The organism is Serratia sp. TSO36 (assembly GCF_057808395.1).
Genome location: NZ_JBJZOU010000012.1, coordinates 268,339 through 288,771, shown reverse-complemented (window position 1 = coordinate 288,771; position 20,433 = coordinate 268,339). Strand labels below are relative to the sequence as shown.

The 20,433-nt window shown below is 62.4% G+C and carries 18 protein-coding genes; 6 read left to right on the top strand and 12 right to left on the bottom strand.

The window, feature by feature from the left end; translation table 11 throughout:
* Positions 1 to 11: 11 nt before the first annotated feature.
* Positions 12 to 1,397 (top strand): family 4 glycosyl hydrolase, encoded by a 1,386-nt coding sequence (locus ACK3CV_RS10760; protein ID WP_033646380.1) that lies wholly within the window; start codon positions 12 to 14, stop codon positions 1,395 to 1,397.
* Between the two features lie 17 nt (positions 1,398 to 1,414).
* Here the strand turns inward: ACK3CV_RS10760 and ACK3CV_RS10755 are convergent, their stop codons facing one another.
* On the bottom strand, positions 1,415 to 2,116 hold the full coding sequence (locus ACK3CV_RS10755) for a MurR/RpiR family transcriptional regulator (RefSeq protein WP_033638186.1): 702 nt from the start codon (positions 2,114 to 2,116) through the stop codon (positions 1,415 to 1,417).
* 231 nt (positions 2,117 to 2,347) lie between these two features.
* Here ACK3CV_RS10755 and potD point away from each other — a divergent pair, with 231 nt between their 5' ends.
* Positions 2,348 to 3,391, top strand: a complete 1,044-nt coding sequence (gene potD, locus ACK3CV_RS10750; protein WP_060437909.1) for a spermidine/putrescine ABC transporter substrate-binding protein PotD — start codon at positions 2,348 to 2,350, stop codon at positions 3,389 to 3,391.
* Positions 3,392 to 3,439: 48 nt separating this feature from the next.
* Here the strand turns inward: potD and cobB are convergent, their stop codons facing one another.
* From cobB to lolC, 5 genes are read right to left on the bottom strand one after another with little or no spacing between them, the layout of a single operon-like run.
* Positions 3,440 to 4,276 (bottom strand): Sir2 family NAD+-dependent deacetylase, encoded by an 837-nt coding sequence (gene cobB, locus ACK3CV_RS10745; protein ID WP_033638183.1) that lies wholly within the window; start codon positions 4,274 to 4,276, stop codon positions 3,440 to 3,442.
* Positions 4,277 to 4,287: 11 nt separating this feature from the next.
* A complete protein-coding gene (gene nagK, locus ACK3CV_RS10740; RefSeq protein WP_033638181.1) occupies positions 4,288 to 5,208 on the bottom strand; it encodes an N-acetylglucosamine kinase in 921 nt (306 codons plus the stop codon).
* Positions 5,209 to 5,261: 53 nt separating this feature from the next.
* A complete protein-coding gene (gene lolE, locus ACK3CV_RS10735) occupies positions 5,262 to 6,509 on the bottom strand; it encodes a lipoprotein-releasing ABC transporter permease subunit LolE (RefSeq protein WP_033646382.1) in 1,248 nt (415 codons plus the stop codon).
* A complete protein-coding gene (gene lolD / locus ACK3CV_RS10730; RefSeq protein ID WP_004941120.1) occupies positions 6,509 to 7,213 on the bottom strand; it encodes a lipoprotein-releasing ABC transporter ATP-binding protein LolD in 705 nt (234 codons plus the stop codon). Before lolD ends, lolE begins: the two co-directional genes overlap by 1 nt.
* Positions 7,206 to 8,408, bottom strand: a complete 1,203-nt coding sequence (gene lolC / locus ACK3CV_RS10725; protein ID WP_049196594.1) for a lipoprotein-releasing ABC transporter permease subunit LolC — start codon at positions 8,406 to 8,408, stop codon at positions 7,206 to 7,208. The genes lolD and lolC overlap by 8 nt, the downstream gene beginning before the upstream one ends.
* 38 nt (positions 8,409 to 8,446) lie before the next feature.
* Here lolC and ACK3CV_RS10720 point away from each other — a divergent pair, with 38 nt between their 5' ends.
* The 4 genes from ACK3CV_RS10720 to dauA all read left to right on the top strand — a co-directional run bounded on the left by ACK3CV_RS10720 (position 8,447) and on the right by dauA (position 14,736).
* Positions 8,447 to 8,695, top strand: coding sequence for a hypothetical protein (locus ACK3CV_RS10720; protein ID WP_033638176.1), 249 nt, complete (start codon positions 8,447 to 8,449; stop codon positions 8,693 to 8,695).
* Positions 8,696 to 8,717: 22 nt separating this feature from the next.
* Entirely contained in the window at positions 8,718 to 12,191 is a 3,474-nt protein-coding gene (gene mfd / locus ACK3CV_RS10715) for a transcription-repair coupling factor (RefSeq protein WP_049196591.1), read from the top strand.
* Between the two features lie 138 nt (positions 12,192 to 12,329).
* The gene (locus ACK3CV_RS10710) at positions 12,330 to 12,815 is read left to right on the top strand and encodes a heme-degrading domain-containing protein (RefSeq protein ID WP_049196590.1); all 486 of its coding nucleotides are present in this window, start codon (positions 12,330 to 12,332) and stop codon (positions 12,813 to 12,815) included.
* Positions 12,816 to 13,047: 232 nt separating this feature from the next.
* On the top strand, positions 13,048 to 14,736 hold the full coding sequence (gene dauA / locus ACK3CV_RS10705) for a C4-dicarboxylic acid transporter DauA (RefSeq protein WP_164039920.1): 1,689 nt from the start codon (positions 13,048 to 13,050) through the stop codon (positions 14,734 to 14,736).
* A 47-nt stretch (positions 14,737 to 14,783) separates the two neighbouring features.
* On the opposite strand, the gene kdsA is transcribed toward dauA, so the two are convergent.
* Genes kdsA through hemA form a run of 6 tightly spaced genes read right to left on the bottom strand, consistent with a single transcriptional unit; the run spans position 14,784 to position 20,158 of the window.
* Positions 14,784 to 15,638 carry a 3-deoxy-8-phosphooctulonate synthase gene (gene kdsA / locus ACK3CV_RS10700; protein ID WP_004941087.1) on the bottom strand — a complete coding sequence of 285 codons (855 nt, stop codon included), beginning with the start codon at positions 15,636 to 15,638 and terminating at the stop codon, positions 14,784 to 14,786.
* Between the two features lie 58 nt (positions 15,639 to 15,696).
* Entirely contained in the window at positions 15,697 to 16,506 is an 810-nt protein-coding gene (gene sirB1 / locus ACK3CV_RS10695) for an invasion regulator SirB1 (RefSeq protein WP_033646388.1), read from the bottom strand.
* Complete coding sequence (locus ACK3CV_RS10690) at positions 16,503 to 16,904, bottom strand: SirB2 family protein (RefSeq protein ID WP_170310367.1); 402 nt, start codon at positions 16,902 to 16,904, stop codon at positions 16,503 to 16,505. The genes sirB1 and ACK3CV_RS10690 overlap by 4 nt, the downstream gene beginning before the upstream one ends.
* 41 nt (positions 16,905 to 16,945) lie before the next feature.
* Positions 16,946 to 17,779: a peptide chain release factor N(5)-glutamine methyltransferase gene (gene prmC / locus ACK3CV_RS10685; protein ID WP_164039918.1), complete on the bottom strand. Its 834-nt coding sequence runs from the start codon at positions 17,777 to 17,779 to the stop codon at positions 16,946 to 16,948.
* Positions 17,779 to 18,864, bottom strand: coding sequence for a peptide chain release factor 1 (gene prfA, locus ACK3CV_RS10680; protein WP_033646391.1), 1,086 nt, complete (start codon positions 18,862 to 18,864; stop codon positions 17,779 to 17,781). Before prfA ends, prmC begins: the two co-directional genes overlap by 1 nt.
* A gap of 31 nt (positions 18,865 to 18,895) precedes the next feature.
* The gene (hemA, locus tag ACK3CV_RS10675; protein WP_033638164.1) at positions 18,896 to 20,158 is read right to left on the bottom strand and encodes a glutamyl-tRNA reductase; all 1,263 of its coding nucleotides are present in this window, start codon (positions 20,156 to 20,158) and stop codon (positions 18,896 to 18,898) included.
* Positions 20,159 to 20,433: the final 275 nt, after the last annotated feature.

Genomic DNA, 20,433 nt, shown 5'->3' with positions numbered 1-20,433 from the left:
GGAGATATCGAATGAAATTAACCGTTCTCGGCGGCGGCGGCGTGCGTTCCCCGTTCCTCGCCAAATCCATCGCCTATAACGCCCATCGCATCGGCATTACCGAAGTGGTGTTTATGGATACCGATGAGCGCCATCTGGCGATCTACGGTGCCCTGGCGCAGGGCGTATTCCAGCGCATTCGCGGCGACATTGCTTTCAGCCTCAGCAGCGATGCGCGCCAGGCGCTGCAAGGCGCCGACTACATCATCACCACCCTGCGTATCGGCGGCGAGGAAGGCCGCATCCATGACGAGCGCATCGCGCTCAATCACCAGTTGCTCGGGCAAGAAACCACCGGCGCCGGCGGCTTCGCCATGGCGATGCGTTCGATTCCGGCGATCCTCGACTATTGCCGCCTGATCGAGCAGCTTTCCTCGCCGGACGCGGTGTTGTTCAACTTCACCAATCCTTCCGGCATGGTGACCGAGGCGATCATCAAATCCGGCTTCCAGCGCCGGGTCTACGGCATCTGCGACGCCCCCAGCGAGTTCATCCGCGAACTGGCCGAACTGCTGGACTGCCGCGAAGACCAGCTGAGCGTCGACTGCTTCGGCCTCAATCACCTTTCCTGGTTCCGCAATGCGCGCGTCAACGGCGAGCCGGTCACGGAACGGCTGCTGGCGGATCCGCGCCTGTATCGCGAAACCTGCATGAAATACTTCTCGCCGGAGCTGGTGGCGCTGTCGGACAACCTGATGCTCAACGAGTATCTCTACTATTACTATTACCGTGAGCAGGCGATCGCCGCCATCGTCGAGGGCGGCGAGACCCGCGGCGAACAAATCGCGGCGATCAACCGCCAAATGCTGTCGGCGTTGGGCGAGCTGGACATCCCCCGTCAGTTGGAGCACGCCTTCTCTGTCTACTTCAGCCATTACCTGCAGCGCGAAAATTCCTATATGCAGCGCGAGTCCAGCCAGGGCAAGGTGAAAACGCGTGAGATGCTGACGCTGCAACAGTTTATCGAACAGCCGGACAGCGGCGGCTATGCCGGGGTGGCGATCGACATTCTGGAGGCGGTCAACAGCGGCCGGCAAAAACGCGTGGTGGTATCGATGCAAAACCGCGACACGCTCGATTTTCTGCACCCGGAAGACGTGATCGAAATCAGCTGCGAATTGAGCAGCGCCGGCATTCAGCCGGTCAAAATGCGCGATATTCCCGACACCCAGAAGAACCTGATTTCGCAGGTGAAAGAGTACGAACGGCTGGCGGTGGCAGCGATCCTGACCGGCAACCGCCAGCTGGCCATCAAGGCGCTGATGGTACACCCGCTGGTCAACTCCTACTCGCTGGCGAAAACGCTGGTGGAGGAGTACCTGCAGGCCCACCGTCAGTATGCCGGGCACTGGCGCTAAGCGATGCGGCGCGGCCGTCAGCGGCCGCGTCGTTCAAACCAGGCGGTGATCACATTCTCGAATCCCAACAGACAGTGGCCGAAAAACGGATTGGGATAGTAGATATCGTGATCGTATTTTTGCCGGTCCTCAAACAGAAAGGTCATGTCGGCCTGCTGCGCCAGCGGGCTGTCGCCGTCGCCGCAGAAGGCCGCCAACAGGATGCGGTTACGCTTCACCGCCTCGCTCCAGCTCAGCGCCGAGCCGCTGTTGCCCGACTTTGAAATCACGATCACCATATCGAAGCGAAAGCGCGTCTCACGGTCAAGAATGTCGAAATCCGGCCACAGCGACAGGTAACTGTCTACGCCCAGCGTCATAAACTTGTTGTACATATACTGCGCCACCAATTGCGAAAATCCGCTGCCGTGGATCAAGATCTTGCCGCTGTCGAGCAGATCGAGAAACTGCGCCGGCGGTGCCGCCGGCGTAGCGCGTTCCGCCTGATAGGCCGGCGCCATCGTCAGGTTGAATTTGATGAAATAGACCAGTTCGAGATAGCCGCGAAAGCCCAGCTTTTTGGCCAGCCGCACCAGCGTCGAGGGGGAACTGTAGCAGCGTGCGGACACCGCGCGGATGCCGTCGTCGATGCAGGCGTCCGGATTATCGAGAATGCAGTGCAAAATCGTCAGATCCGTCTTGCTGAGCTCCGCCTGGCTGAAGACCTGTTTGAAATTCATCGCCGCCCTCGTTTATTCGCCAAAATTATTGTTTCGCACGCGCTTCACCGCCTGTCCAGCGCGAGACAATCAAATTGTGATGCGCTTTAAGCCGCCAAACCCCTTGATTTGCCTGCGGGATAACCGCCTTTACCCACCCCGCCCCCTATAATGGCCCCTTTCTGGGGTATGGCGCGGCCGAAAACGGCGGCTCATACGGGTTCGGCTCACGACTGCTGAAGGATACGCTGCATGAAAAAGTGGTCACATCTGCTCGCAGCCGGGATGATGGCGCTGAGTATCTGCTCTGCAAACGCCTCTGACGGCAAAACACTATACTTCTATAACTGGACTGAATACGTCCCGCCGGGGCTGCTGGAGCAGTTCACCAAGGAAACCGGCATCAAGGTGATTTATTCCACCTATGAATCCAACGAAAGCATGTACGCCAAGCTGAAGACCTATAAAGACGGCGCGTACGATCTGGTGGTGCCTTCCACGTACTTCATCGCCAAGATGAGCAAGGAAGGCATGCTGCAAAAAATCGACAAGAGCAAGCTCAGCCACTTCAAGGATCTCGATCCTACCCTGCTGAACAAGCCGTTCGATCCCAACAACGACTACTCCATCCCCTACATCTGGGGCGCTACCGCCATCGGCGTCAACAGCGACGCGCAGGATCCCTCTACCGTTACCGCCTGGGCCGATCTGTGGCAGCCGCAGTACAAGGGCCGCCTGCTGCTGACCGACGACGCGCGCGAAGTGTTCCAGATGGCGCTGCTCAAGCTGGGCTACTCCGGCAACACCACCGACCCGAAAGAGATCGAAGCCGCCTATCACGAACTGCAGAAATTGATGCCGAACGTGCTGGCCTTCAACTCCGACAACCCGGGCAACCCGTTTATGGAAGGGGAAGTCAACGTCGGTATGGTGTGGAACGGTTCGGCCTTCGTGGCGCGCCAGGCCGGCACGCCGCTGGAGATCGTCTGGCCGAAGGAAGGCGGGATCTTCTGGATGGACAGCCTGGCCATTCCAGCCAACGCGCGCAACGTCGAGGGGGCGCTGAAGCTGATAGACTTCCTGCTGCGGCCGGAAATCGCGGTACAGGTGGCGGAAACCATCGGTTACCCGACGCCGAACCTGGCGGCGAAGAAACTGCTGTCGCCGGAGATCGCCAACGACAAGTCACTCTACCCGGACAAGGCGGTGATTGAGCACGGCGAGTGGCAAAACGACGTCGGCGACGCCAGCACGCTGTATGAAAGCTACTTCCAAAAGCTGAAAGCCGGGCGCTAATACGCTCCGCCATCCCATCAGGGCGCGCAGTGCGCCCTGATGCCTTTCTCAGGGCCTGTCGGCCCGCGCCACCTTGCCCACCAGGAACTTGTGCACAAAGCGCGGCACCACTTCGCTGGCCAGGCCATAGTGCTTCTCGTCGAACTGGCTCTCCACCTGGCTTGGCTCCAGGTTCAGCTCCATCGCGTAGGCGCCGCCCAGCCGCGCCTCATGCACGAAGCCGGCCGCCGGGTAGACGTGGCCGGAGGTGCCGATGGCGACGAAGAAATCGGCCTTGCTCAGCGCCTGGTAAATGTCGTCCATGCCCAGCGGCATCTCGCCGAACCATACCACGTGCGGCCGCAGCGGCGCCGGGAACTGGCAGCAGTGGCAACGGTCGTCAACGCTGAGATCGCCGGGCCATTCGAACACCTGCCCCGACTGGGTGCAGCGCACCTTCAGCAGTTCGCCGTGCATGTGCAGCACCCGCTTGCTGCCGGCGCGCTCATGCAGGTTATCGATGTTTTGCGTGACCAGCAGGAAGTTTTCCCCCAGCCACTCTTCCAGATCAGCCAGCGCGCGGTGCGCCGCGTTCGGGGCGATCTCCTCCGTCTGCAGCTGGCGGCGGCGTTCGTTGTAAAACGCCTGCACCAGCGCCGGATCGCGCTGAAAACCTTCCGGCGTGGCGACGTCCTCCACCCGGTGCTCTTCCCATAGCCCATCCGCGGCGCGGAAGGTGCGAATGCCCGACTCGGCCGAAATGCCGGCCCCGGTCAACACCACCACAAACGGCTTTTTCAGCTCGGCCGCCGCCATGGTGTCACGGTGAAAAATGCGTGAACGAAAGCGCTGATGCAGCACATGCTTACTCTTGCGAAACTGACACAGCCGATGGCGAGTGTGCATTAACTCTCTCCTTACTTTTCCCTGTTTACCAAATTGAGGAACGCTGCGCCGCGCACGCCGCCGGCGTCGCCATAGCGCGCCTTCTCGATGCGCGGCAGCCGGGCCACCCGCAGCAGGTGCGCCGGCAACCGCTGCGGCAACGCCTGGTAAATGGCGTCGAAGTTCGACAGCCCGCCGCCGATCACCACCAGGTGCGGATCCAGCACCGTCAGCAGGTTGCCCAGGCAGATCGCCAGCACGTCCATAAAGCGGTCGACGTGAGCCACCGCCTGCGGCTCACCCGCCTGATAATGCGCAATGATCTCGGTGGCGGGCAAGTGCCGGCCATAGAAATGGGCGTACATCCATTCGAAACCGCGGCCCGATATGTAATTTTCAATGCAACCCTGGTGGCCGCACCCGCAGGCGACGCGAGGCACATCACGCCCCAGCACCTCGAGCGCGTCCACCGGCAGGCGCAAATGGCCGAACTCGCCGGCGATATAGTTGCGCCCAGGCACCGTCTTGCCGTCGACGATCAGGCCGCCGCCAACGCCGGTGCCAAGGATGATGCCCAGCACCGTCGGGTAGCGGCGAAACTCGTCGTCCCAGGCCTCCGACAGCGCAAAGCAGTTGGCGTCGTTGTCGACGCGCACCTCGCGCCCGATCAGCGCCGCCAGATCGCGCGGCAACGGCCGCCCCATCGCCGCCGGCACGTTGGCGGTAAACAGCGTGCCGTCATCGTCGTTGGGCAGGCCCGGAATGCCGATGCCGACGCTGCCGCGCCGGCCACAGAACGCATCCGCCTCAAGGGTCAGATCGCCCAGCGTGGCCAGCAGCTGCCGGTAGTCTTCACGCGGCGTCGGCACCCGTTTTTGCCAAATGCGCTGCAGGTTGTCGTCGAATACCCCCAGCTCAATCTTGGTGCCGCCCATATCGAAACCGTAGTACATAACCCATCCCCAGGCTAAAAAAACGGGGCGGCATCGCTGCCTCCCCGTGGGTTTTATTGTCCGCTGAGCACCCGCGCCGGATCGATGCGGCTGGCGCGCCTCGCCGGATACCAACTGGCCAACAGGCTCAGCACGATGGCGGTCGCCAACACGATCAGCACGTCCAGCCAGTGCAGCTCGGAAGGCAGGAAGTCGATGAAGTAGATATCGCCCGACAGGAAGGAGTGGCCGACCAGTTTCTCGATGCCCCGGATAATGTTGGTCAGCTGCAGCGAGGCGATCACCCCGATCACTACGCCGCTCAGGCTGCCCAGCAGCCCGGCCAGCAGCCCGTACCAGATGAAGATGGCGCGGATAAAGCCGTCTTTGGCGCCCAGGGTGCGCAGCACCGCGATGTCGGCGCTTTTGTCTTTCACCGCCATCACCAGCGTGGAAACGATGTTGAAGCAGGCCACGCCGATCACCAGCACCATCGCCAGGTACATGATGGCGCGGATCATCTGGATATCGCGGTACATGTAGCCGTACTTGCCGATCCAGCTCTTGATGTAAATGTAGGCGTTGGTCACTTCGCCGGCGTCGCGCACCAGTTTGTTGGCGGCGAACACGTCGTTCATCTTGAGGGCGATACCCGTGACGCTGTCACCCATGTCGAGATACTGCTGCGCATCGGCCAGCGGCACCAGCGCCAGGCTGTGATCGAGCTGGCCGCTGAGCTGCAAAATGCCGGTCACGTGCAGGCGAATGCGCTTCGGCTGCAGCAGCTTCATTTCCGGGTCGCTGTTGGGGATCATCACCGTCACATAGGCGCCTTGCTTCACGCCCAGCGCGTCGGCCACGCCCTTGCCGAGGATCACCTGCTGTTCGCCGGCCTTGAAGTTAGCCCAGGCGTCGCCCTGCACATACTGCGGCAGCGCGCTCAGCCGGCTCTCCTGCTGCGGATCCACGCCTTTGACTTCCACCGCGCGCAGCTGCGCGCCGTTCTCCATCAGGCCGGTAAAGTTGATGTACGGCGCGGCGGCCACAATGCCCGGCACCTTCTCCACCCGCTGCAGAATCGACGGCCAGCCGCTGAACGGCTGATTGACCGGCTCGAGCTCGCCGTGCGGCACCACCGCCAGAATGCGGTTTTTCAGCTCGCGCTCAAAGCCGTTCATCGCGCTCAGGCCGACGATCAACACCGCCACCCCCAGCGCGATGCCGATGGTGGAGATGACCGAAATCAGCGACACCATGCCGCCGCGTTTACGGCCGCGGCTGAAACGCAGGGCCGTCAGGAAGGACAGTGAGGCTCCCGCCATTACTCGGCCCCCATCAGGGTCAGCTGCGCCTGCAGGTGGCCGTCGGCCATTTCCAGCTGGCGGCTCAGGCGCTTGGCCAGTTGCAGATCGTGCGTCACCACCAGAAAAGCGGTGCCCTGACGCACGTTCAGCTCGCCCAGCAGATCGAAGATGCTGTCCGCGGTGCGTTTGTCCAGGTTGCCGGTCGGTTCGTCCGCCAGCACCAGCGCCGGATTATTGACCAGCGCGCGCGCGATCGCCACGCGCTGACGCTCGCCGCCGGAGAGCTCGGACGGGCGGTGCTTGCTGCGTTTTTCCAGCCCGACCGCCGCCAGCATCTCCCGCGCCTTCTCCTGCGCCTGCGCCGGCTTGGCGCCGCCGATCAGCAGCGGCATGGCGGCGTTTTCCAGCGCGGTGAAGTCCGGCAGCAGATGGTGGAACTGATAGATGAAGCCCAGCTGGCGGTTGCGCAGCTCGGCCTTGGCCGCCGAAGACATGGCGTTCAACGATTCGCCCTTGAAGATCACCTCGCCGGAGGTCGGTGAGTCCAGCCCGCCCAGCAGGTGCAACAGGGTGCTCTTGCCGGAACCCGAGCTGCCGACGATCGCCATCATCTCGCCCTGCTGCATGGCAAAGCTGACGTTGCGCAGCACGTCGGTGTGCAGATTGCCTTCCTGATAGGTCTTGCACAGGTTGTCACACTGCAGCAAAAGATGGTTACTCATAACGTAAAGCCTCAGCGGGTTGTACGGCGGCAGCGCGCCATGAAGGATAAAGCGTGGACAACAGGGAAACCGCCATCGCCACCACGGCGATGATCGTCACCTGCAGCGGATCGACTGCCACCGGCAGCGAAGCGCCGTCGATCAGGGCGCCGAGGATCGGCATCAGGTTATTCAGGTTGGTGGCCAGCAACACGCCGAGCAGCGTGCCGAGCAGCGAGCCGATGATGCCGGCGCTGGCGCCCTGCACCATGAACACCGACATGATCTGGCGGCGAGTCAGCCCCTGGGTCTGCAGAATGGCGACCTCGCCCTGCTTCTCCATCACCAGCAGGCCGAGCGAGGTAATGATGTTAAACGCCGCCACCGCCACGATCAGGCTGAGCAGCAGCCCCATCATATTCTTCTCCATGCGCACCGCCTGGAACAGCTCGCCCTTGCGATCGCGCCAGTCTTTCCAGACCGTGCCCGCCGGCAACGGCTGTTGGCTGAGGGTATCGACCGTCAGAGGCTGTTGCAGGAACAGGCGCCAGCCGGTGATGTTGCCGGCCGGGTAGCGCATCAGGCGCGAAGCGTCCTGTTGGTTGACCAGCAGCTGATAGCCGTCCACCTCGCTGTTGGCGTGGAAGGTGCCGATAAGGGTGAACAGGCGCTGGCTGGGAATGCGGCCCATCGGCGTGAACTGGCTGGCGCTCGGCACCATCACGCGCAGCGAATCGCCGCGCTTGACGCCGAGTTGCCCCGCCAGCTGTTCGCCGATAATGATGTTGTATTGGCCCGGCTGCAATTGTTGCTGCTTGACGTTGACCAGATACGGGGTCAGCGGATCGGCTTCGTCGGGATTGACGCCGAGCATCACCCCGACCGCCACGCTGCGGGCGCTTTGCAGCACCACGTCACCGGTGGTCAGCGGCGCAACGCGCGTGACGCCCTGCAGCTTCTGCACCTCGGAGGCCGGCAGCTGCTGCGGATTAACCGATCCTTGCGGGCTGGCGATCAACGCCTGCGGCATCAGGCCGAGGATGTTGTTCTCCAGATCCTTCTCGAATCCGTTCATCACCGACAGCACGGTGACCAACGCCATCACCCCCAGCGTAATGCCGATGGTGGAAAGCCAGGAAACAAACCGCCCGAAGCGGTCTGAGGCTCGCCCGCGCATGTAGCGCAGGCCAATGAATAACGCGACAGGTTGATACATGAAATCCGTTTGATAGCCGTGGCTTAAGCAAAGTGATCATGGATGATAAAGGCTCTCCCTCGTTTAGGGAACACCCGACGGCCTTTTATTGCGTGACGCAGAGGAGAACGGCGGCGGCAGATGAGCGCAATATTGACCCGTCGCCGCAAAAAATCGACGGCGTCAACCGGTTAAATAATCGGCAAAAAAGCGATGAGCAGCGCTTTTTGCTGTGTCAGTTTGCCGGCCGCTGGGCTACTATAAACAGCATAAAGGCGCTGGGTTATCCGTGCCGGAACGCCCTCTAACACATTGATTAAAGATACCTGAATGAGCACTTCCGATAGCCGTAACCGTTCTTCATCCCCTCGTTATTCTCTGCCCGATCGCGCAGGCGATCTGCGCCAGCTGGGGCAATTGACCGGCGCGGCCTGCGCCGTGGAGTGCGCCGAGATCGTCGAACGCCACCCTGGCCCGGTGATGCTGATCGCGCCGGACATGCAAAACGCCCTGCGGCTGCGCGACGAGATCCAGCAGTTCACCGACCAGATGGTGACCACGCTGTCCGACTGGGAAACCCTGCCGTATGACAGCTTCTCGCCGCATCAGGAAATCATCTCGGATCGTTTGTCGAGCCTGTATCATCTGCCGACCATGGTGCGCGGCGTGATCATTTTGCCGGTCAACACCCTGATGCAGCGCGTCTGCCCGCACGAGTTCCTGCACGGCCACGCGCTGGTGATGAAGAAAGGCCAGCGCCTGTCGCGCGACAAGCTGCGCGCGCAGCTGGAACAGGCCGGCTATCGCAGCGTCGATCAGGTGATGGAGCACGGCGAATTCGCCACCCGCGGCGCGCTGCTCGATCTTTACCCGATGGGCAGCGATGAGCCTTACCGCATCGACTTTTTCGATGACGAAATCGACAGCCTGCGCATCTTCGACGTCGATACCCAGCGCACGCTGAGCGAAGTCGAGGCCATCAATCTGTTGCCGGCCCACGAGTTCCCCACCGACAAGAACGCCATCGAGCTGTTCCGCAGCCAGTGGCGCGAGCAGTTTGAGGTGCGCCGCGACGCCGAACACATCTATCAGCAGGTCAGCAAAAGCGCCTGGCCGGCCGGCATCGAATACTGGCAGCCGCTGTTCTTCAGCCAGCCGCTGCCGTCGCTGTTCAGCTACCTGCCGGCCAACACGCTGATCGTCAATACCGGCGATCTGGAGGGCGCCGCCGAGCGCTTCTGGCAAGACGTCAACCAGCGCTACGAAAGCCGCCGCGTCGATCCGATGCGCCCGCTGCTGGCGCCGGATACGCTGTGGCTGCGCGTCGACGCGCTGTTCGGCGAGCTGAAGGCCTGGCCGCGCATCGCGCTGAAAACCGATGAGCTGCCGGCCAAGGCCGGCAATACCAATCTGGACTACCATGCCCTGCCCGATCTGGCGGTGCAGGCGCAGCATAAATCCCCGCTGGATAACCTGCGGCGCTTTATCGAAGGCTTCGACGGCAGCGTAATTTTTTCCGTCGAGAGCGAGGGGCGGCGTGAAACGCTGCAGGATCTGCTCGGCCGCATCAAGCTGGCGCCGGCGCTGATTCAACGCCTCGATCAGACGGAAACGGCGGGCCGTTACATGATGGTCGGCGCCGCCGAACACGGCTTCCTCGACGGCCTGCGCCGACGGGCGCTGATCTGCGAAAGCGATCTGCTCGGCGAGCGCGTCAGCCGCCGCCGGCAGGACAACCGGCGCACCATCAACACCGATACCCTGATCCGCAACCTGGCGGAGCTGCATCCCGGCCAGCCGGTGGTGCACCTGGAGCACGGCGTCGGCCGCTACGTCGGCCTGACCACGCTGGAGGCCGGCGGCATCAAGGCCGAATACCTGATCCTCTCCTACGCCGGTGAGGACAAGCTGTATGTGCCGGTTTCTTCGCTGCATCTGATCAGCCGCTACGCCGGCGGCGCGGACGAAAACGCGCCGCTGCACAAACTGGGCGGCGACGCCTGGACGCGCGCGCGGCAGAAAGCGGCCGAGCGGGTGCGCGACGTGGCGGCGGAGCTGCTGGATATCTACGCCCAGCGCGCCGCCAAGGCCGGTTTCGCCTTCAAACACAACCGCGAACAGTATCAGCTGTTCTGCCAGAGCTTCCCGTTCGAAACCACGCCGGATCAGGAACAGGCGATCAATGCCGTATTGAGCGACATGTGTCAGCCGTTGGCGATGGATCGCCTGGTGTGCGGCGACGTCGGCTTCGGCAAAACCGAAGTGGCGATGCGCGCCGCCTTCCTGGCGGTGGAAAACGGCAAGCAGGTGGCGGTGCTGGTGCCGACCACCCTGCTGGCACAGCAGCACTTCGACAACTTCCGCGATCGCTTCGCCACCTGGCCGATCCGCATCGAGATGATGTCGCGCTTCCGCAGCGCCAAAGAGCAGCAGCAGGTGCTGGACGACGCGGCAGAAGGCAAGGTGGACATCATCATCGGCACCCACAAGCTGTTGCAGAGCGATCTGCGCTGGAAAGACCTGGGGCTGCTGATCGTCGATGAAGAACACCGCTTCGGCGTGCGCCACAAGGAGCGCATCAAGGCGATGCGCGCCGACGTCGATATCCTGACGCTGACCGCCACGCCGATCCCGCGCACCCTGAACATGGCGATGAGCGGCATGCGCGATCTGTCGATCATCGCCACCCCGCCGGCGCGCCGCTTGGCGGTGAAGACCTTCGTACGCGAATACGACAGCCTGGTGGTGCGCGAGGCGATCCTGCGCGAAGTGCTGCGCGGCGGCCAGGTTTACTACCTCTACAACGACGTCGAAAACATCGAGAAAGCGGCGCAGCGCCTGGCGGAACTGGTGCCGGAAGCGCGCATCGCCATCGGCCACGGCCAGATGCGCGAACGAGATCTGGAACGGGTGATGAACGATTTCCACCACCAGCGCTTTAACGTGCTGGTGTGCACCACCATCATCGAAACCGGCATCGATATTCCCAGCGCCAACACCATCATCATCGAGCGCGCCGATCGCTTCGGCCTGGCGCAGCTGCACCAGCTGCGCGGCCGCGTCGGGCGCTCGCACCACCAGGCTTACGCCTATCTGTTGACGCCAAACCCGAAAGCCATGGGCACCGACGCCCATAAACGGCTCGAGGCCATCGCGTCGCTGGAAGATCTCGGCGCCGGTTTCGCGCTGGCGACCCACGATCTGGAGATCCGCGGCGCCGGCGAACTGCTGGGCGAAGACCAGAGCGGCCAGATGACCACCGTCGGCTTCTCGCTCTACATGGAGCTGCTGGAAAGCGCCGTCGATGCGTTGAAAAACGGCCGCGAACCGTCGCTGGAAGATCTCACCAGCAGCCAGACCGAGGTGGAACTGCGCATGCCGGCGCTGCTGCCGGAAGATTTCATTCCCGACGTCAACACCCGCCTGTCGCTGTACAAGCGCATCGCCAGCGCGAAGAGCGACGGCGAGCTGGATGAGCTGAAAGTCGAGCTGATCGACCGCTTCGGCCAGTTGCCGGACGCGGCGCGCAACCTGTTGCAGTGCGCGGCGCTGCGCCTGCATGCGCAGAAGCTGGGCATCAAACGCATCGAGAGCAACGAGCGCGGCGGCTTTATCGAGTTCGGCGACAACAACCGCGTCGATCCCGGTTATCTGATCGGCCTGTTGCAGGGCAATCCGCAGGTTTACCGCCTGGACGGCCCGAGCAAGCTGAAGTTCACGCTCGATCTGGCCGATCGCCAAAAACGCCTGACGTTCACCGAAGAGCTGCTGGACGCCTTCCGCGAACACACGCTGGCGGCCTGAGGCCACGCGCCCCGCTCGCCGGGGCGCACGCTCCCATCCCCGGCTGCGGCCGGGCGGTTCTATCTTATCGCCAAGCCTTCTATCCCTCCCCAGGCGCTTCAGGCTACTCTGTGCCCTGTGTTATCGGGGGAGAACCGCATGAATATCGACGATGAACTGCAGGTGCTCAGCGAACAGGAAGCGACGCTGGCCTTTACCCATTTTGACGCCACCACCGCCTGGGAACTGGGCACAGCGCTGAAAACCGCCGCCGAGCGGCGCGGCCTGAGCATCGCCATCGAGATCCAACTGGCCGGGCAAACGCTGTTTTATTACGCCATGCCGGGCGCCACGCCGGACATTGCCGACTGGGTGCGGCGCAAGCGCAATCTGGTGAACCATTTTCACAAAAGCTCTTACGCCATCGGCCTGCGCCTGCAGCAGCGGCAAACGTCGCTGGAGGAACGCTACGGGCTGAGCGTGCGCGACTATTCGGTGCACGGCGGCGCCTTCCCGCTCACCCTGACCGGCCTCGGCTGCGTCGGCAGCATCAGCATTTCCGGCGCGCCGAAGAAGGACGATCACCAGCTGCTGGTGGGTACTTTAGCGAACTTTCTCGGCTTATCCTTGCCCGAACTCCACTAGCCGTTAAAACCTCGATTATTCCTTTGCTTTTCAGCCGCAGAATCTGCGGCTGACTTATCTGTTATCGGCATTTAGCCCCAAACAAAAGGGCGACTCTCTGATTTCCTGCGCCAAATTGACACAGGTCTGGTAATCCTCTGAACAAAAGGCGTATGGTATCTGTCACGTGACAAGACGGACCTCATCGGGCCCGCCATTCCTTTCACTTTTGAAGATTTGGTACGCACCGTAGATGAAAACCCATGAAATAAACAAAATTCGCCCCTTCAGCGCGCTGATAGACGCCTGCTGGCGGGAACCTTATAGCCTGGTGCGGTTGCTGAAAGACGCTATCGCCGGGGTGACGGTCGGCATTATCGCCATCCCGCTGGCGATGGCGCTGGCGATCGCCAGCGGCGTGCCGCCGCAGTACGGCCTGTACACCGCCGCCATCGCCGGCATCGTCATCGCCGTCAGCGGCGGCTCGCGCTACAGCGTCTCCGGCCCCACCGCCGCCTTCGTGGTGATCCTCTATCCGGTTTCGCAGCAGTTCGGCCTGGCCGGCCTGCTGGTCGCCACGCTGATTTCCGGGGTGTTTCTGCTGCTGATGGGGCTGGCGCGCTTTGGCCGGCTGATCGAGTACATTCCGCTGCCGGTGACGCTCGGCTTTACCTCCGGTATCGCCATCACCATCGCCACCATGCAGATCAAGGACTTCTTCGGCCTGCAGCTGGCGCACACGCCGGAAAATTACGTCGGCAAGCTGTACGCCCTGCTGCAGGCGCTGCCAACGCTGGATTTCGGCGATACCCTGATCGGCGCGGTGACGCTCCTGATCCTGATCTTCTGGCCCAAGCTCGGCCTGCGGGTGCCTGGCCACCTGCCGGCGCTGCTGGCGGGTACCGCGCTGATGGGGCTGCTGGCGCTGTTTGACCACCCGGTGGCGACCATCGGCTCGCGCTTCAGCTACCTGCTGGCCGACGGCAGCAGCGGACAGGGCATCCCGCCGATCCTGCCGCAATTGCTGCTGCCCTGGGATCTGCCGGGCGGCGGCGGGCAGCCGTTCACCCTGAGCTGGCAAACCGTTTCCGCCCTATTGCCGGCGGCGTTTTCGATGGCGATGCTCGGCGCGATCGAATCGCTGCTGTGCGCCGTGGTGCTCGACGGCATGACAGGCAAGAAGCACAACTCGAACAGCGAACTGATCGGCCAGGGCGCGGGCAACATCATCGCGCCGTTCTTCGGCGGCATTACCGCCACCGCCGCGATTGCCCGTTCGGCGGCCAACGTGCGCGCCGGCGCCACCTCGCCGGTGTCCGCCATCATCCACGCGCTGCTGGTGCTGCTGGCGTTGCTGGTATTGGCGCCGTGGCTCTCTTACCTGCCGCTGGCGGCGATGGCGGCGCTGCTGCTGATGGTCGCCTGGAACATGAGCGAGGCGCACAAGGTGGTTTACCTGCTGCGCCGGGCGCCGAAGGACGACATTCTGGTGCTGCTGCTGTGCATGTCGCTGACGGTGCTGTTCGACATGGTGATCGCCATTACCGTGGGCATCGTGCTGGCGTCGCTGCTGTTTATGCGCCGTATCGCCCGTATGACAAAGCTGAGTGAGCTGAGCGCCGACCACGGCCGCCTGGTGCTGCGGGTGAATGGCCCGCTGTTCTTCGCCGCCGCCGAGCGCATCTTTACCGAACTGCTGGCGCGCAGCGAAGGCTACCGCACGATCGTGCTGCAGTGGGATGCAGTGCCGGTGCTCGACGCCGGCGGCCTGAGCGCCCTGCGGCGCTTTATCGACGAGCTGCCGGCGGACAAAAAGCTGGTGATCACCGACGTGCCGTTCCAGCCGCTGAAAACCTTGGCGCGCGCACGGGTACAACCGATCGAGGGCCGCCTGCAGTTCTACCCGACGCTGCCGGAAGCGCTGGCGGCCACCGGCGCCTAAACGTAAAAAAGCCCGACGAGTCGGGCTTTTTTTATGGTGACGAGCACTTAGTTGCTGGTATCCAGCTCCGGGAAGCTCTTCACCAGGTCGTCGATGGCTTTCATCTGCGCCAGGAACGGCTCCAGCTTGTCCAGCGGCAGCGCGGACGGGCCGTCGCACTTGGCGTTGTTCGGATCCGGGTGCGCTTCGAGGAACAGACCGGCCAGGCCGACCGCCATGCCGGCGCGCGCCAGCTCGGCCACCTGAGCGCGACGGCCGCCGGACGCGGCGCCGAACGGATCGCGGGTCTGCAGCGCGTGGGTCACGTCGAAGATCACCGGATGGCCGCCGGTCACGTTTTTCATCACGTTGATGCCCAGCATGTCGACCACCAGGTTGTCATAGCCAAAGTTGCTGCCGCGATCGCACAGGATCACCTGGTCGTTGCCGCCCTCTTTGAACTTGTCGACGATGTTGCCCATCTGCCCCGGGCTGACGAACTGTGGCTTCTTGACGTTGATCACCGCGCCGGTTTTCGCCATCGCTTCCACCAGATCGGTCTGGCGCGCCAGGAAGGCCGGCAGCTGGATCACGTCAACCACTTCGGAAACTGGCTGCGCCTGCGCCGCTTCATGCACGTCGGTGATGATTTTCACGCCGAAGGTTTTTTTCAGCTCTTCGAAGATCTTCATCCCTTCTTCCAGGCCCGGACCGCGGTACGAGTGGATGGAAGAGCGGTTGGCCTTGTCGAAAGAGGCCTTGAATACGTAAGGAATGCCCAGTTTTTGCGTCACGGTGACGTAGTGCTCGCAGATGCTCATCGCCAGATCGCGCGATTCCAGCACGTTCATACCGCCAAACAGCACAAACGGCAGATCGTTTGCTACGTCGATATCGCCAATGCTAACCACTTTCTGTTTCATGCTTTCGCCTTTGTTAAGGTTGTAACCGTCGCCTTGCACACTGCGCGGAGTCATTGAATTAATGCAGCGTCACCTGTTTCGGCTCAATCGAATGGATCTGCACTTTGATCACTTCGCTGACCGGGTCTTCAGGACACTGCTCGACAAAATAGTTGAGATCGGAAATCGCGATATGGTTGCACTCCAGCTGGGCGTAAATCAGCCCGCGGTCGCGGATCTCGTACGGATCTTCCGGATCGAAGCACAGCACCGTTTCGCTGGTGCGCAGCGCCATTTCCAGCTGTTTTTCTTCCATCAGAGCGGCCTTCAGCGTATCGAGCATCTTGCGCACCACCATGATGTTCTCCGACTCGTCGAGGTCGTCGTCTTCCAGCTCGGCGCCCAGCCCCAGGTTGCCCTTGATCCACACTTCCAGCTGGTGTTCGCTCAGGGTTTCGCCGTTAAGCGGGTTGATCAGCCACAGCTCTTCGTCCAGCCAGTCGGCGCGCAGGATCAGCTGAGTGGGGAAAATTACCGGCAGCAGCGGCAGATCCAGCGCGTTGGCGATGTGCAGGAAAATGGTGCCCAGCGAGACCGGCGTGCCCTGCCGCCCTTCCAGCACCTTGTCCAGCCAGATGGCGTCCGACAGGCGGTACACGCCGCTGGCGCCGCCGAAGCCCCAGGTCTTGTAAAACAGCTCGATGAGCGCATCCAGTTGCTGCTCCTGAGTGATATCGGCCGGCACCGCCGCGCGCGCTTCGTCTACCAGCTGTTGCAGCTTGCGCTCCACGTCGGCAGCCGGGAAATCGCGCCGCACCGACTGCGACACCAGGATCACCCCTTCGCTCAGCGGCGAGGCGTTAAATTCAAAATCAGCAATGCTACTCATAGGTATCCCATCAGAAACGGTATTTTCGTCGTGGCAAGTTTAATTATCAGGTACAGGCAGCCCAACGCCAGCACGAACGCGACGGTTCGCAGCCGCTGACTTTTGGTCTTCTTGCCCAATGCGACGTAGCCAAGCAGGATATAGATAATAACGCCAAACAGCTTCTCGGTCAGCCATGAGTCCATACCCAGCAGCGGATAAAACCCGAACGTCACCACCAGCGCGATGCCGCTGACGAACAGCAGCGTGTCGTTCAGGTGCGGCGCTACCTTGACCCAGCGGCGGCCCATGATCGGCGAGCGGCGCCACTGCCAAAAGAAACGCAGCACAAACAAGGTAATACTGATGGCGACCGTCAGCAAATGGAAATGTTTCAACGCGGTGTATGCAGTCATGATGCTCCCTTAAATGGCCCGGGCGTCGTTATTATCAGTGGCGATTATCCCGGCCATTGGCCGAGCGTCACGCGGTCGTTATCGCCGTAATCGCGGTGGGTGGCGATAGCGGAAAATCCGGCGGCCTGCAGCAGCGCGCGCACGCTCTCGCCCTGCTGCCAGCCATGTTCCAACAGCAGCCAACCCTGCGGCTGCAAATAGTGCGGCGCCTGGCCCACGATGGCGGCCAGATCCGCCAGCCCATGATCGGCGGCGACCAGCGCGCTGCCCGGCTCGAAGCGCACGTCGCCCTGCGACAAATGCGGATCGGCGGCGTCGATATAGGGCGGATTGCTGGCGATCAGCGCGAAGCGTTGCCCCGCCACCGGCGCAAACCAGCTGCCCTGTAGAAATCGGACGTTGTCGATCTTCAGCTTGCGCGCATTATGCTGCGCCAGCGCGACCGCCTCCGGCTGCACATCGACGCCGATTGCCGAACAATCCGGGCGCTCGCTGGCCAGCGCCAGCGCGATGGCGCCGGTGCCGGTGCCGAGATCGAGGAAATGGCAGGGTTGCGGCGGCAGGCGCGCCAGCGCCAGTTCCACCAGGCATTCGGTATCCGGGCGTGGGATCAACGTTGCGGGCGAAACCGACAGCGGCAGCGACCAAAACTCGCGCTCGCCCACCAGATAGGCCACCGGCTCACCGCGCTCGCGACGCGCCAGCAGCGTCTCCAGTTGCTGTTGCTGCGGCGGCGTCAGCAGGGTTTCACCGAACGCCATCAGGAAGGTCCTGGCCTTGCCGGTCACGAAACCCAACAGGATTTCCGCGTCGCGCCGGGCGCTGTCGCTGTGGGTCAAACGCGCGGCGGCGGCTTTCAGCCAGTGTTGATAGTCCATCACTCTTGCTCGGCGGACAGCGCAGCCAACTGGTCGGCCTGATACTCCTGCACGATCGGCTGGATCAGCATGTCCAGTTTGCCTTCCATCACCTCGTCCAGACGGTAGAGCGTCAGGTTGATGCGGTGGTCGGTCACCCGCCCCTGCGGGAAGTTGTAGGTGCGATTGCGGTCGGAACGGTCGCCGCTGCCCAGCAGGTTGCGGCGAGTGGACGCCTCGGCCTGCTGGCGCTTGGCCATCTCGGCGGCGCGAATGCGCGCGCCCAGCACCGACATCGCCTTGGCTTTGTTTTTGTGCTGTGAACGTTCGTCCTGGCACTCCACCACGATGCCGGTCGGCAGGTGGGTGATGCGGATCGCCGAGTCGGTGGTGTTAACGTGCTGGCCGCCGGCGCCGGAGGAGCGGAAGGTGTCGATTTTCAGATCGCCCGGGTTGATGTCCGGCAGCTCGGCTTCCGGCACTTCCGGCATCACCGCCACGGTACAAGCGGAGGTGTGGATGCGCCCCTGGGATTCGGTTTCCGGCACGCGCTGCACGCGGTGGCCGCCGGATTCAAATTTCAGCTGACCGTACACGCCGTCGCCGGAGACTTTGGCGATCACTTCTTTAAAGCCGCCGTGCTCGCCTTCGTTGGCGCTCATCACCTCGACGCGCCAGCGGCGGCCTTCGGCGTAACGACTGTACATGCGGAACAGATCGCCGGCGAAGATCGCCGCCTCATCGCCGCCGGTGCCGGCGCGCACTTCGAGGAAGCAGCTGCGCTCATCGTCCGGATCTTTCGGCAGCAGCAACACCTGCAGCTGCTGCTCCAACTCTTCGCTGGCCGCCCGCGCCTGTTTCAGCTCTTCCTGCGCCATCTCGCGCATCTCCGGATCGTCCAGCATCATTTCCGCCGTCTCCAGATCCTCCTGCACCTGACGCCATTCCAGGAAGCAGCGGCTGACGTCGGTCAGCTGCGCGTATTCTCGCGACAGCGCGCGGAACCGGTCTTGGTCGGCGATAACGCCGGCATCGCCGAGCAGCGCCTGCACTTCTTCATGGCGCTCTTGTAACGCTTCCAGTTTGGCAACAATAGAAGGCTTCATGCGTGGTAATAAACCCTGTTAATAGAGAAAACTAATGCTGATCCAGCCCGAGGCTGTCGCGTAATAACTGCAACCGCTCCACGTCGCCGTCGCCGGCGGCCTGCTGGAGGGATTTGGTGGGGGCATGAATAAGACGGTTGGTCAGTTTATGGGCCAGCTCGTGTATCACCTGCTCCACGTTGGCGCCCTGCGCGATGGCGGCCAGCGCTTTGGCCTCCATCTCTGCGCGAATTTGGTCGGCCTGCGAACGGTAGTCGCGGATGGTTTCCACCGCGCCCTGCGAGCGCAGCCAGGCCATGAAGTTGGTGCTTTCCTGCTGCACGATCGATTCCGCCTGCACCGCCGCCGCTTTGCGCTGCGCCAGATTGCTTTGAATGATGGCGTGCAGATCGTCCACGCTGTACAGATAGGCGTTGGCCAGTTTGCCGACCTCCGGTTCGATGTCGCGCGGTACGGCGATATCCACCAGCAGCATCGGCTGGTTGCGGCGCGCCTTCAGCGCGCGCTCCACCATGCCCTTGCCGATGATCGGCAGCGGGCTGGCGGTGGAACTGATGATGATGTCGGCGTCCGCCAGGCGTTCGTCGATCTCAGGCAGGGTGATCACCTCCGCGCCGACCTCGTCCGCCAGCAGCTGCGCGCGCTCGCGGGTGCGGTTGGCAATGATCATGTGCCGCACTTTATGCTCACGCAGGTGGCGCGCCACCAGCTCGATGGTTTCGCCGGCGCCCACCAGCAAGACGTTGAGATCGGCCAGCGATTCGAAGATCTGGCGCGCCAGCGTACAGGCGGCGAACGCCACGGAGACCGCGCTGGCGCCGATGTCGGTTTCGGTGCGCACGCGCTTGGCGACAGAGAAAGATTTCTGGAACAGACGCTCCAGCTCGCCGGACAGCGACTGGCCGCGTTGCGACTCGGCGAAGGCCTTTTTCACCTGGCCGAGGATCTGCGGTTCGCCCAGTACCAATGAGTCCAACCCGCTGGCCACCCGCATCAGATGGCTGACCGCGTCGTTGCCCTGATGCCAGTACAGGCTTTTCTTCACCTCTTCCGGACGCAGGTTATGGTAGGCGCACAGCCAGGCGACCAGTTGCTCATGCATGTGTTCCTGCTGCTCTACGCTGAGGTACAGCTCGGTGCGGTTGCAGGTGGACAACACGACGCCGCCCTGCACCAACGGTTGTTGGAGCAAGCTGGTCAGCGCCTCATCGATGGACTCTGGCGAGAAGGTCACCCTTTCACGCAGAGAAACCGGAGCGGTTTTGTGATTTATACCTAACGCCAGCAGGGTCATTGCTTCGAGTAATACTTATCTTGGTACGGGTTCTCGTTGAACGGCATTCTACTTGATGCGCGGGATCAATAAAAGTAACAACCGCATCTTCCGTTCAATCGCTGTCATAGATGACATCAATTAATGAATAAGCAATAAATACAGCAGGATAAATAGTCATGAGGTAGGTCGATTGCTTAAATTTTAGCGCAGTTTGCGATAACGCGCACGCTATTCGGCGTACACAACGGCGGCGTTTGCGCAACGAAGGCACCGCTTATCGGGCGCGCCTCCCC